Source organism: Arcticibacter svalbardensis MN12-7 (genome assembly GCF_000403135.1).
GTDB classification, from domain to species: domain Bacteria; phylum Bacteroidota; class Bacteroidia; order Sphingobacteriales; family Sphingobacteriaceae; genus Arcticibacter; species Arcticibacter svalbardensis.
In genome coordinates this window covers 1-13414 of record NZ_AQPN01000116.1, presented here as the reverse complement: position 1 = coordinate 13414, position 13414 = coordinate 1, and the positions used below count along the sequence as shown (strand labels likewise).

Here is a 13414-nt window from a genome sequence, read left to right as displayed (position 1 = left end):
TAAAATAGATTAGTTTTGTTTTTTTTAATAATGCTATACTTTAAAAAACAATTTTCAAAATACTTCTTTTTATTTCTGTGCTTTATTTTAACATGTATTGCAAGTCAATCGAATGCCCAAGGGAATTTGCTTTTAAACGATACAGCTGAAAATGTAAAGCAAGAACCCTCATGGCCCAATGATACGCTTGGCAGACGTACCCCCCGGGGAACTGTAGAAGGGTTTATTAAAGCAGTTTCGCAAGAAGACTACGCTAAAGCAGCTTTATACCTTAGTATAGACTCAACCTTAAAGAGAAAGCAAGACAGAGTGCTTCAAGCACAAGGACTTCAGCAGTTACTCGATCAGAAAGGCAATATATTTCCTTATTCCATGATAAGTGATAAGGAGGAAGGACAGCAAGGTGACAATTTAGGTGAGAATTTTGATCATATTGGTGATGCTACCGTTGACAAAGATAAGTTTGAAATTTTATTGGAGAATACAAAAGGATCAGATGGCGGACCTATTTGGTTATTTTCCATACAAACTATTCAACGAATACCCCTACAACTGGATTCAGTGTCGTCTGCACCTCTTCTCAGTAAATTAGCACCGAAAGTATTAGAGGAAAATAAATGGCGAGGTGTTCCCTTAGCACACTGGATGGCCATGCTCCTGATCATTATAGTGGCCTATCTGCTAGCCTTGGGAATAACCAAAGCAGCTATTATTGTAATACCTCTTTTTTGGCATAAGGCAAGAATTGAGCCTGTCTCTGGAATTATTACTGCTTTCGCCCTTCCGATTCGCTTGTATCTAGCAGTTTGGCTATTTGTAATTGGCAGTCGACAAGCAGGAATCTATATCATTGTCCGTCAGCGTTTTAGCGATATAACCGTAGTGGTACTACTCGTTGCCGTACTTCTTCTTATTTGGCAGCTGGTTGATTTTGTATCCCGATACGCAGAGAGGCGCTTAGCCCGACATGGTAATCAGGCGGGTGTATCTGCTGTGTTATTTCTACGACGTGCCGCTAAGATTGCGCTCGTAATCATGTGTGTGATCATGATATTAAGCACTTTTGGCTTTGATGTTACTACTGGCTTAGCTGCGTTAGGAATTGGAGGTATTGCTTTGGCACTTGGTGCACAAAAGACAGTAGAAAACTTTGTTGGCAGTGTAACACTTATTGCAGATCAGCCGGTAAGAGTAGGTGACTTTTGTAAGGTAGGGGATGTGGTGGGTACAGTTGAGCAAATTGGAATGCGTTCCACGCGTATACGTACTCTTAATCGTACCATTGTTACTATTCCTAATGGTGAGTTTTCATCTAACATGATTGAAAATTATGCTCATCGCGACCGCTTTTGGTTTCATCCTACATTTGGTTTACGTTTTGAAACCACTCCTGATCAAATCAGGTATCTTCTTGTGGAGTTGCGTTCAGTTTTATACGCGCATCCAAAAGTAGATCCATCGCCAGCAAGGGTACGATTTGTAGAAATTGGTTCTGACTCCCTTAAACTGGAAGTTTTCGCTTATGTTCATGCTGTTAATTTTGACCAGTTTCTGGAAATTCAGGAAGATTTGTATTTACGCATGATGGATATCATCACGGAAAGTGGTACTGGCTTTGCTTTTCCATCTCAGACATTATACCTTGCCAAGGATCATGCTCCATCACCTGAAAAAGCAGAGGAAATACATGAGAAAGTTAAAAAATGGCGAGAAGCAGGTGATATGCCCATCCCCGCATTTAATCCTGATTATATCGACGATTTGAAAAATACAATTCCTTATCCACCAGAAGGTTCTAGTGTATATAAGAATGATAACTCATTTAAGGATGAGAAAAGTTAACGGACTTATTGTATCAAAGAATATACAGCTCAAGAGCAGCTAATCTATTTTATCGGGAGATCCCATTCGACCTATCTATTCATCTTTAGCGAGATGAATAATATCTTTGACGTCGATAATTTGTTTAGGATACCCTTTACTTACTACGTTGATCATTGCCAGACCTACATCTACAAAAGTTTTACACCTGTGGAGCTGCTAATCAAAGCAGGGGAACAGGATGCTGCTGCTGTAAATAATACTATATCTATCTATGCTGAAGCGAAAAAACCAAATTATCCGGCTATAGATTCTATCAGTTTTAATATTAAAGACAAGGCCTATTACATATTGATGTACGATTGCTCAACAGTTATTTTAGCTGATGTTAAAAACACTTCGTTGTTTTTTGAACCGGCTTTACAGGCTGCATTAACCTATTTAGAGATCAATGAAAGGCAAGATGCCGGCAATTATGAGCCGATGATATCCTTAACGAATCAAGCTGCATTTAATAAAGTAAAAACAGTTGACTGGAGTAAGTTTGCTTACTCGCATATTCTGGTGCCTGGTGCAGGACCGGATAATTTAACCACACCTTTAAGTGGCGAAGGAATGTTGAGATGCCGACTTGCTGTTAAACAATACAATCAACGTAAGGCACCTTTTATAGTTGTTTCCGGTGGAGCTGTGCACCCCTTTAAGACTAAATATAACGAGGCTGCTGAAATGAAGATCTATCTGATGAAGGCACATCATATCCATGAAAATGCAATTATCATTGATCCTCATGCCCGGCATACTACTACTAATATACGTAACGATGCCCGGTTGATATTCCGGTATGGCATACCGTTCGACAAGCCTGGATACATTGTAACCGATAAATACCAAGCAGACTTTATTACAAATATGGCCGAACGCTGTGAAAAGGAATTAAAATATGTGCCTACAAATTGGGTAAGCGCATCTCAGAAACCGAATTAGAATTCTATCCGCTAGTAGAATCTTTACAAATAGATCAGGATGAACCACTTGATCCATAAACGAGTATTGCGGTCACATTGTCGCATTCAAATAATATAACGTTCTCATTGGTAAGATGGGACTAAATTCAAATAAAAAGGTCAGGCAAAGCGTCTGACCTTTTATATTTGGGTTAATATAAATTTAAGCATTATATAGCATTCTCTTAAAATTGGTAAACTAGTTTTGCCGCAACATTTACAATTCATCTACACTTCACCTTAATTAGCTAAAAGAATCTTATTCGTTAACAATTTTCAAAATTATCTACACTTTAAGTAAAAGCCTATGTAAAATAAAAAAAGTCAATCTGGCTTTTTCTCGATCCTCAATTATCTATTGGATAGGGCTAATATATCCTGTTTAAATCATCTCTAAGATCTTCCAGCTGCCTATCCCTAATTTGTAAACAGTTAACATTTAAAAATATGAAAAAAAAGATTACCTATGATCTTTGAGCCATGTTTGAAATTAAACATGGCCTCTCATTATTACTGCTTTTGCTTGCATTGACAAGCTATAAAGCCAAAGCGTACACCTTATCAATAAAGGCCGCACCAATATCAGGTACAGTTACCGACGAAAGAAATCAAACTTTACCAGGTGTAACGGTACGGGTTAAAAACTCTACTCAAGGTATTACTACAGATGCTAATGGCAAATACACCATAAGTGCTGACCCAGACGCAATACTAGTCTTCTCCTTTATAGGTTACATTACGCAAGAACATCCGGTAAGTAATTCTGTTGTTTTGAATGTTAAGTTATTGCCCCAAGCCAATATGCAGAATGAAGTAGTGGCCATTGGTTACCAAACTATTCGTAAAAGCGATGTAACAGGTTCTATTGCGAGCGTTAAATCAAGTGATTTGAATTTGTTCGCCCCCACTTTAGGGCAAGCATTAGCGGGAAAGGTTGCTGGTGTGCAGGTATAGCAGACTAGTGGTGCCCCATATGCAAGCACTAAAATAAGGGTAAGGGGAATAGGATCATTTCAGAATTCTTGATACAATATGCTTTTACCCTTGAATGGTGTTAGATACCGGTTGAACAGTCATTCCGAAATGTAATACATCAATCTTTTTTACCGTTATAATCAGATAACAAATAAACCCAAATTATCTTTGTTCTTTTTCCTCCTCTGTATAACGGAAACACTTTTAATAGCTTAATAGAGGAAAAGTACTTTTTATATACTTCACAAACATCTTCCGGGTAGTTTCCAGGCATCATGCAGATGGCATTCTCACCTTTTTTTAAGCCCGACTTATACTGATTAAGCCAGACATAGTGATGTAGATTTATCAAACTACCCAAACCAATTACTTCATTTTGAAGTGGTCTTGCCACATAATAATCGATATGTGCTGCCGGAAACCATTTATTACATACAATCTTCTCTGGTATATCAGTTTTCAATTTCTTTTGCTGAGTTACAAAAACAGCATATTGTTTACCAAATTCCCTCCAACCCCACATATCAAGCGTAAAGTCACTTTTTCCAAACTCTTTTTCTTTTGTTTTTCCTAATGTTCCTGGATAAAAGTTAATAATAGAAATACCTGCAATCATTACAGTTATAATCAATATGCTGCTTGACTTTAAAATTAAAGATGCTCGCTTTGGTGATGTTATGACAATTTTATCCAGGTAAGCTGCAGCAATAAAACTTAGTGTTAGAAAACCTGGACCGCTCCAGTGAGGCAAAACGTTATTAAATAAAGAAATATATACGGTTGCGATGATAATTGGCAGCCCTAAGCACATTAAGATTCTACTTATGTTTTTATTTAAGAAAGCGCTTTTACGCAAGTGAAATAAAGCAACTCCTGTAAGCACCACATTGATCGGATTGTTATAAAAAAGTTGACCCAAAAAAGCTCTTATGAATGTCGTAAGATTAATCAAGCTGACGGATTCATTTATTCGGTTACTATGAAAGTTCCAGGTTACGAATTGATTGTTGATGTTCCATATTATCACAGGACTGAAAACCAGTATAGAAATAATAGCAGACAGATATAACAAAGGTTTACCTAACAATTTTCTGTCAAACAAAAGAATATATATGCCTAATCCAAACCAAAGGAATATACCATGTACCTTACACATCATGCAAAACCCACAAGTGAGCCCAAATAATAACCAAAGCAGAAGTGGAATAGGTATCTTTTGTTGTGAAAGAATAATGATTTTTATAGCTAACCCTATTCCGCATAACCAAAAGACTACCTGTGGACTATCAGGCAGAATAAAAACACCGCAAATGATACTACTATAAATGCTGGTATTATATAATAACGCTGCATAATAACCCGTTCTTTCATTCCTAATCAGATTGCCAATTTTGAAGCTTAGATAAGTTCCGATACATGAACATATAATTGGGCCTAACCGTACAAAGAATTCATTCTGAAACAAAAGGTTTAAAGTAGACAGACGGATTAAAAATGCAATACCAGGCGGATGATCAAAATAATTACTTTGCAAATGTAAAGCATAGGTGAAATAATACACTTCATCGTTACCGAACTCGATCAGGGCGGCTATACACATGCGCGCAAGCACACAGATGAGAATTAAAACTGCTAACGGGGATATTTTCATGCACTAAAAGTTCAGGAAATTATTGGTTGTGAAATTCCAAATAAAAACAATTCCTATGGCTAAGACTTTAGAGAAATAGAAGGGGACTAAAATTTTTTCATTAAAAAAGTAAATGATTAAGTTGTTTATTCCAAGGCCGATGACTGCAAACAAAAGAAACTTCAAAAAGAAAATTTGAATATTCTTGTCTTCAGGCTGAAAGGTCCAAATGTAATTTAGAATAAAATTGTTTACAACAGCTACAGAGAATCCAATAGTATTTGCCGCATATTTATTGACTCCTAATTTTTCTTTGAAAAGCCAGGTAAGTCCAAAGTCAATGCACATACCAATTAACCCTACGAAACCGAAGAGGAAAATTTTTCCTATCACTTCCATTTTTATTAATTGAGTAAGGAAGGTTTCTTTCTATTCTTAAATCTGTTTTTTAACATGGTACGAGGATTGAATGGGAGAGTAATATAAATGGTCCTTTTGCCCTGAATAAATACAAATACACCAAATAGCCAGATTCCAGCAAGGCTAAAACCAATGGTACGATAAAGCAAGGTAGTTCGAACATCAGGATAAATAGCTGTTTGAGCCAAATCATATGAATCTGTGTAAAAAACAGGATTTAAATAGATGCTTGTTCCATTTGGATAATTAATCGAAGCCCTTGCATAATGATCTTTACTATGGATCACATATTTTGCATTTGCAGTTTGTGAAAATGATGCAAGGATCTTCCCATTTTGACCTGTAAAGGTTATAGTTGAGGCCGCTGTATTCATTTGAAGCTGAATGGTATCTTTTTTCAATACCAGATAGTTCAACTTAGGAATAGAATCAGGATGTTGGTTAGGGCCAATAAGTACTCCATAGCCTCTTCCTTTTTTGAGTGCATGTAATACCTGATGTTGATTGCGTTCTTTTACTTTTACGTATGTACACATCCTGCCAAGCCGATCTTTGCTGATTATGTCATGCAAGTCATCATCACCTACTATAAATATTGGTTTTCCTGCTGACAATGCCGCATCCCATTGTGGAAATGAGTTTCCTGCCGGATTTAAAACCTCCATACAGTGGTAGTTAGTAAGATAAGAAAAATCATCCCTTCGATACCCATTTCTTATTTTGGGATGATTGAGAATGACAAGTGTACCAGTATCAGCAGAAAGATAATTCAGCACATCTTGTTTGTTACTCAAAGTTTGAGGCAAAATATAATCTAACCAACAAACCTTTTTATTCCCCAGCACCAGTTGATGTGTTTTGGAGATATTATATCCATGTTCATATGCGGGAATATATATTTGTGAGTTAATTGTTGTTGTATCTATGGAATGGTAATTGGATATGCAATGAACATCATAATGTAGCGAATCATATGCATGGTTAATCTCTTTGGCTGTGCCTTTGCCATTTGTTATACCTTTCCATGCGTTTGCATGTGCATGAAAATTACATTTCAACCATTGGCCTGATCGCAATGAATCATAGGGATTATAAAGCGTTTTCCCTTAAAAAGATGTTGAAGCGCTGAAATTAAATTGTGTACAGAAAAAGAACTGGGTTAATAAGGAATATGCAATTATACTAAGTATTGATATGATGAATAATCGAAGTATTATCATACCCAATTTTACCTAACTCATGTTACTAATATGTCATTTTTACAAAATTAAATAATTAATTATAATATTTAATTTTACTAATAAATAGCGTTGAGGTTACCTAATAGGGGTGGATCTGAAGGCTAAAAATGATTAACGGTTTAAGTCATCAGACTTAATTATCAATTTCTGAAAGGCAGCAAGGTCTCCTTTGAAAGCGTTGAAGTCAACAGCATGATTGATTCCGTTAACTTTGGCTATATCAGAATGTTGCCAGAATTGCCAGTTATTGGTGTTTCTTGTCTTTAGTTCTTTTTTATAATAATGAGCAATCCATAAAATATGATCATCAAAATACCCTTGCAGGTAGTCCTGATAAAAGCTTAAACCTGAATATATGATCGGTTTTACATGTGTTTTTGCTTCAATATGCACAATGAAATCATGAAGCTCTTTACGCATGGTTGCCGGGTCTTTTCCATCAAGTGTTTCTACATCAACCACAACTGGCAAATCTCCATTTTCTACATTTACTGTCTGCAAGAAAAAGCGAGCTTGTTGTTTGCCACTTTTCTTCGGTCGAAAATAATGGTACGCCCCGCAAACAATTCCAGCCTTAGGAGCTTCCCGCCAGTTACGCTTAAAATAAGGGTCAACGGTTAAAAGTCCTTCCGTTGCTTTTATAAAAGCAAAAGTAATCGAGACATCACCTTCCTTCATAGATTTTACTTTTTGCCAATCTATTTTTCCTTGAGCATACGAAACATCAATACCATGTATGGAATATTTTTTAGGAATTCGGATATCAAAATCATAATAATTAGGGTAATTACTATCTTGTCCAATGTCCTTAATCCATTGCCAGGTGGAGGTTCCTGTCTTTAATACATACCCATAATAAAATGGAGATAATAGCACCAGAGTAATTCCTGCAAGAACTAGTTTCAAAGCTAAAGGCCATACTTTCCTTGTTTTCTTTTTAACTGAACTTTTTTTCCTTGTTTGCTTTACAATTGGGTTCTTCTCTGGTATCTTGGTTCTTTTAGTAGGCACAGCTACAAATGTATTAAATTGAACGTCAGAAGGAAATTGAATCTACTTATGATTACAAATAGATTCTCCTAAATGATTGTGTTACTATTAGTTTTTAACTCTTTAAGAGAACCTTTACCGATAAAGAAATGAAGGCCTTCAAACCGGTAATGACAAATAGTTTCTGTACAATCTAATTTAAAACAGAAAAGAGTGGTTTCAATTAAAAGTAAAAAACTGATAAGCAAACATTTACAATCACTTACCTGAATATATAAAAACAAAAAGGGCTGTTCTCATACTTTTGAGACAGCCCCTTCTATATAGTTAAGATTTGATTAATACAATGTAAATTCTACTCTTCTGTTTTGTTGACGGCCTTCAGCAGTTTTATTAGTAGATATTGGTTGATTTGGACCATATCCTGTCGCTTCAATACGAGAAGCATTGGCACCTTGAGACACCAAATAAGCCTTCACAGATTCAGCTCTTTCTTTAGACAAACGAAGATTTAAAGCCATAGAACCTGAATTGTCAGTATGACCAGCTAGCTTCAAGCTAAAGTCTTTGTCTACTAATAATCTGGCAACACGATTTAAAGTTTCGTAAGATTTAGCTTTGATAGTAGCTTTTCCAAGATCGAACTCTAAGTTTTTAATCGCTTCACCAACTACTTTTTTATCTGCTTCAGTTACAATAATCTTTTCTCTGATAATAGGAGCAGGAGCTTTTAAAGGACAACCAGCACCATCTACTACAGTATTAGGTGGGGTTCCTGGACATTTATCAAATTTATTAGCAACACCATCAGCATCATCATCACCCATGTCAGAAGCATATTGTTCCTGATCACGAAGTCTGTTTTGTTCAGCAGTAGATAATTTGCTTCTTAAATCAGCACTTTCAGCAGCGCTTTCTTCACGTAAAGCAGCCAAGGCACTATAGTTTTGTAATTGTGAAGTACCCTTTTTACCTAATGCAATCTCTAAACCAGCATGGGCATATGAAAAACGATCATTGGCATTACCTGCAACACCATCAAGGTTATTTGTTTTCGTAAAGTTTACGCTGTAACCTAAGTCAAGGTTCACCCCTTTGGATAAGCCTAATTTAAATCCTGCTCCAACAGGTATAAACCAGTTTTCATCATAAGCATTTGTAGTTGCACCGGTAACCCCATATGCGTTTCCTTTAGAGGACATATATCCTGCACCTGCTGTGAAGTAAGGAGATATAAAGTTTCTTTTCTGATTTAAACTTAAGTTCGCAATAGTAAAATTACCACTTAATGCAGCTGACCAGTCAATACGTGAATTAAATCCACTGTTATTCTGTGCATCAGGAGTAGCAAGACTGTTTGCCCGCATTCCTTTCAATTTACCAGCAAGAAAGTCTGCTTGGATTCCAAATCCTGGAACAATTTGTTTTTTAATATAACCACCATAACCCCAACTCTCTTGTGGAGTCATAAAGTCGCCATTAGTTTTACTGTTAAAAGGAGTATAATGTGTCAACATACCACCATTTAAACCGATTGACCAGGTACGAAATGATTTCTTATCAAAACGGGTTGTAGAATCCGAACTCATTTCCTGGGCAAATAAAGATGAAGATATCCCTAATAAGGATAGTATCATTGCAGATTTTGTAATTTTTAGTAACATGATTTTCTTATTAATATTTCAGAGCTAATTAATCTGATTGAACACCCTGTTTCTATAATCCTGCCAAAAGCGGTTTTATAAAAGCAAAACATCTCAAATGTTTGATTTTCAATAAGAATAATTTACAGCTAAAACTTTGATTTTAATAAAAAACGTCATTTTTATTATACATTTAAGTATGAATTTTAATGCATATAGTGCAGTAAGATATCTTCAGCGCAATTTATTTGACCACATCTTATTAAAAATGCAAGGAAGGGAAGATCCTTTAAAATTTAAAATCATAAAATTGTAAAAAAATGTCTTAGAACTCTATCTTATTCGAAAATTGTGAATTAAAGTAAGCTATGGAAGAAGTTTTCTTGTTTTATGGTGTCTATTATAACAGACATAGGATGTATTGGCTATTAGAATAGGGGAGTAATATGATAAAACTATTCACCAGATTCGAACTCAAAAACTTGCTCACCGTTTAGATATGTGTTCAGCACCTTAGTTTTCAGCACATCTTTTGGCTGAGCAGTCATTATATCCTGGTCTAGGATAACAAAGTCAGCAAATTTGCCTTTCTCGAGACTTCCTTTTTCTTTCTCTTCAAAATTACCTTTTGCAGCCCATATTGTCATTCCTCTTAAAGTTTCCTCTTTACTTAAAGCGTTTTCCATTTGAAAACCGTTTGCTGGATAAGCTTTATCGTCTTTTCTGAAAACTGCTGCATAAAATGTGATAAGCGGATCAATCTTTTCAACCGGAAAATCAGTACCCAATATAATCCAGCCATTTTGTTGCATAAGTTGTTTATTGGCATAAGCCCCTTTTAACCGTTCTGCACCTAATCTTTCACCTGCCCAATACATATCGGAAGTAGCATGGGTTGATTGTACAGAAGGGATAATAGAAAATTGTTTAAAAAGCTTTAAATCCTCAGGAGAGACTACTTGCGCATGTTCTATTCGCCAACGCCGGTCATTTGAACCTTTAAGAACCTTCCCATAAACGGTTAATATTTCCCGGTTTGCAGAGTCGCCTATAGCATGTGTACACATTTGGAAACCCTTTGCAAAGATCTTTTCTGCAACCTCTGCAAAGTGGGCTTTGTCACTTAATAAAAAACCATAATGGCCGGGCTGATCTGAATAAGGTTGTAATAAACAAGCCCCACGGGATCCTAGCGCACCATCGGCATATACTTTAAAAGATCTGACATCAAGTCTGTCTGTCTTAAACGCCCCATTTTTGAATAAATAATCGTAGTTAGCTGGTTTATCAGAGAGCATCATGTAAATGCGCATTTTTAACTGATTGGCTCGCTGCAAGCTATCGACAAAAGAAATAGCCTCATAATCGACTCCACAATCCGCTACAGTAGTCAATCCCTTAGCAAAACAGTTTTTTTGAGCGTCAAGAAGTTCTTTCGTTTTTTGTTTGATTGTCCTGGAAGGAATAACCTTTTCTACCAATTTTGTTGCATTATCTATCAGAATACCGGTTAACTTGCCCTCTTTTGTTTCTACTTCGCCACCGTCAAGTTTAAAGTCAGGCATTAAACCTGCAGCTTTTATTGCAGCATCATTCACAATAGTTGCGTGTCCATCTATTCGGGAAAGAGAAACAGGACGGTCTGGGAACAATTTGTTGAGTAGCAAATTGTCAGGAAAACTTGTATTTTCCCAGTCATTCTGATCCCAACCATACCCGATGAGCCAGCCTTCCTTATTGTTTTGAGCAAAGGCAGTCAACCTATCCACTGCTTCCTGCCAGCTTTTAGTACCTATCAGATTAACTTGTTGCAAACTTGATCCGTAACCAAAAAAGTGTGCATGTCCATCAATAAAGCCAGGGTATATTGGCTTTCCGCCAGCATCTATTTCTTTTGCTGCTTTATACGAATTCTTAATAAAATCAGATGTGCCGGTTTCAATAATCTTGCCGTCCTTAACCGCAAAAGCTTCAGTTAGACTAAAGCTTTCGTCAACCGTATACACTTTCGCATGGTAAACTAGCATATCAGCTTCTCTTTTCGTTGAACAAGAAGTTGCAAGCAAAACAATAAAAGCAAAGTAGAAAAGTTTCATGGTGTAAATATCCTACAAATTATTTTCATCGTAAAATACATTAAACAGCATTGTTGTTTCTTTCAAACACCAAATCGTAAATAATTAAGCTTTATTATTTGACTTTTATAGTCCTTTTCCCCTTTTTTAAAATTACTTTGCCGCCAATGGCGATAAATACACAATTACAGAACAGAAGTAATCAAACCTGTGAACTTTGCATGAAACAGGATAATAACCTATATTCATATACTGTACCTCCCAAAAAGGATGAGTTGGTAGAAAACCAGGTGGTACTTTGTACTGAATGTTTTGATCAGATTAAGGCTGGAGATTATTCAAACAGTCATTATTGGCGTTGTCTTGAAGGCAGTATTTGGAGTGAAGTACCCGCAGTACAGGTTCTTTCCTATAAAATACTGAAGAAATTAACTTCAAATGAATGGGCAATGGATGCAGTTGACGCTGTATTTTTAGAAGAATCGCTTATCGAGTGGGCCAATGATGAAGATACACAGGTAGCTGAAAAAGTAATTCATAAAGATGCCAATGGTATTCTTTTGACAACGGGAGACAACGTTATTCTTACTCAAAATCTCAATGTAAAAGGAACAAGCTATATTGCTCCAAAAGGCACTATGGTACGAAAAGTTAGACTAGTATCTGATAATGCTGAACAACTTGAAGGAAAAATTAATGGGGATACCATTGTGATTCTTACCAAGTTTGTAAAGAAGTCAGTTTAAGTTTCTGATAATAAGATAGGGTCCACCAACCCTTACTTGAATAAATAAAAAAAGGGGCTGTTCTTATACGTTAGAAACAGCCCCTTTTTATTTGTTCTTAAGATAAATTAGCTCTTAATTTAATTGCACTGTTCTTTCTTTGATTTTTATCTATATGCTGGTTTTTGCTTGTTCGCTGTATCCTGGAAAACAAGCGTCATCGATATATCCGGCAGTAGCATTACATGAAGAATAATAACTATATTAACATCTCTTATGATATTAATCGTAGACGATGATATTGCCGTAAGAACTTCATTACTGTTGCTTTTGAAAAGTGCGGGATATGAAGTATTGCCAAGATAATACGGATCTGGCCATGGAAATGATCAAAACGAAAGACCTTGAACTTATTATTCTCGATCTTAATTTCTCAATTGATACTTCGGGCAGGGAAGGCATGGATCCGCTCTCAAAAATAAGGGGGGAGATTTTGCTAAATCATGGTGATGACTTTTCACTTAAACAACCAGCCTTGATCGAACAGAGTTTTGCAATCAATTGAATAGTTATCGTTCTTTCTAAATTTGGAGGAATTGTAATTCAGGAACGTTTCTATAGTTGCAAATGTCAACTTCAGCTTCATGAAGGCCATATTTAGTAAAACATGCCTAATTCTTGCTTTTAATTAATGTAATTGAAACAATAATTAAATTTTTTATAACTGAAATAGAAGTGCTTATACTAAAACTACCAAAAAAGACTAGGAAATACTTGCACTGTAAACCCTGTAGCTGTATCTTTGCGTCACTTTAACGGAAACGGAGACTGTATAACAGCTTAAACGAACAAGAAAAAGTATGATTCCGTAGCTCAGCTGGTAGAGC

At 36.1% G+C, this 13414-nt stretch carries 11 protein-coding genes; 5 read left to right on the top strand and 6 right to left on the bottom strand.

Features of this window, described 5'->3' with window-relative positions; genetic code table 11:
* Positions 1–30: 30 nt before the first annotated feature.
* The 3 genes from ADIARSV_RS15925 (at position 31) to ADIARSV_RS15915 (ending at position 3782) form a co-directional block, all read left to right on the top strand.
* A complete protein-coding gene (locus tag ADIARSV_RS15925; protein WP_016196644.1) occupies positions 31–1842 on the top strand; it encodes a mechanosensitive ion channel family protein in 1812 nt (603 codons plus the stop codon).
* A 93-nt stretch (positions 1843–1935) separates the two neighbouring features.
* Positions 1936–2808, top strand: coding sequence for a YdcF family protein (locus ADIARSV_RS21940; RefSeq protein ID WP_083936606.1), 873 nt, complete (start codon positions 1936–1938; stop codon positions 2806–2808).
* A gap of 548 nt (positions 2809–3356) precedes the next feature.
* Positions 3357–3782: a carboxypeptidase-like regulatory domain-containing protein gene (locus ADIARSV_RS15915; RefSeq protein ID WP_235048435.1), complete on the top strand. Its 426-nt coding sequence runs from the start codon at positions 3357–3359 to the stop codon at positions 3780–3782.
* A 139-nt stretch (positions 3783–3921) separates the two neighbouring features.
* Here ADIARSV_RS15915 and ADIARSV_RS15910 read toward each other — a convergent pair whose 3' ends face one another.
* The 6 genes from ADIARSV_RS15910 to ADIARSV_RS15885 all read right to left on the bottom strand — a co-directional run bounded on the left by ADIARSV_RS15910 (position 3922) and on the right by ADIARSV_RS15885 (position 11823).
* Entirely contained in the window at positions 3922–5454 is a 1533-nt protein-coding gene (locus ADIARSV_RS15910; protein WP_016196641.1) for an ArnT family glycosyltransferase, read from the bottom strand.
* A 3-nt stretch (positions 5455–5457) separates the two neighbouring features.
* A complete protein-coding gene (locus ADIARSV_RS15905; RefSeq protein ID WP_083936605.1) occupies positions 5458–5832 on the bottom strand; it encodes a GtrA family protein in 375 nt (124 codons plus the stop codon).
* Between the two features lie 5 nt (positions 5833–5837).
* On the bottom strand, positions 5838–6929 hold the full coding sequence (locus ADIARSV_RS15900; RefSeq protein WP_016196639.1) for a CehA/McbA family metallohydrolase domain-containing protein: 1092 nt from the start codon (positions 6927–6929) through the stop codon (positions 5838–5840).
* Positions 6930–7205: 276 nt separating this feature from the next.
* Positions 7206–8105, bottom strand: coding sequence for a glycoside hydrolase family 25 protein (locus ADIARSV_RS15895; RefSeq protein ID WP_016196638.1), 900 nt, complete (start codon positions 8103–8105; stop codon positions 7206–7208).
* A 317-nt stretch (positions 8106–8422) separates the two neighbouring features.
* Positions 8423–9748: an OmpA family protein gene (locus ADIARSV_RS15890; protein ID WP_040300379.1), complete on the bottom strand. Its 1326-nt coding sequence runs from the start codon at positions 9746–9748 to the stop codon at positions 8423–8425.
* A 434-nt stretch (positions 9749–10182) separates the two neighbouring features.
* Positions 10183–11823, bottom strand: coding sequence for an amidohydrolase (locus tag ADIARSV_RS15885; RefSeq protein WP_016196635.1), 1641 nt, complete (start codon positions 11821–11823; stop codon positions 10183–10185).
* Between the two features lie 146 nt (positions 11824–11969).
* On the opposite strand from ADIARSV_RS15885, the gene ADIARSV_RS15880 reads away from it, so the two are divergent.
* Positions 11970–12548, top strand: a complete 579-nt coding sequence (locus ADIARSV_RS15880) for a PhnA domain-containing protein (RefSeq protein WP_040300377.1) — start codon at positions 11970–11972, stop codon at positions 12546–12548.
* A gap of 325 nt (positions 12549–12873) precedes the next feature.
* Entirely contained in the window at positions 12874–13092 is a 219-nt protein-coding gene (locus ADIARSV_RS15875) for a hypothetical protein (protein WP_016196633.1), read from the top strand.
* The last annotated feature ends 322 nt before the right edge of the window (positions 13093–13414 follow it).

What these genes read in the sequence shown, in the direction of transcription:
- ADIARSV_RS21940 (WP_083936606.1), top strand. Translation starts at nt 1,936, where the DNA reads ATGAATAATATCTTTGACGTCGATAATTTGTTTAGGATACCCTTTACT.
- ADIARSV_RS15880 (WP_040300377.1), top strand. Translation starts at nt 11,970, where the DNA reads ATGGCGATAAATACACAATTACAGAACAGAAGTAATCAAACCTGTGAA.
- ADIARSV_RS15875 (WP_016196633.1), top strand. Translation starts at nt 12,874, where the DNA reads ATGAAGTATTGCCAAGATAATACGGATCTGGCCATGGAAATGATCAAA.
- ADIARSV_RS15905 (WP_083936605.1), bottom strand. Translation starts at nt 5,832, where the DNA reads ATGGAAGTGATAGGAAAAATTTTCCTCTTCGGTTTCGTAGGGTTAATT.
- ADIARSV_RS15925 (WP_016196644.1), top strand. Translation starts at nt 31, where the DNA reads ATGCTATACTTTAAAAAACAATTTTCAAAATACTTCTTTTTATTTCTG.
- ADIARSV_RS15910 (WP_016196641.1), bottom strand. Translation starts at nt 5,454, where the DNA reads ATGAAAATATCCCCGTTAGCAGTTTTAATTCTCATCTGTGTGCTTGCG.
- ADIARSV_RS15890 (WP_040300379.1), bottom strand. Translation starts at nt 9,748, where the DNA reads ATGTTACTAAAAATTACAAAATCTGCAATGATACTATCCTTATTAGGG.
- ADIARSV_RS15885 (WP_016196635.1), bottom strand. Translation starts at nt 11,823, where the DNA reads ATGAAACTTTTCTACTTTGCTTTTATTGTTTTGCTTGCAACTTCTTGT.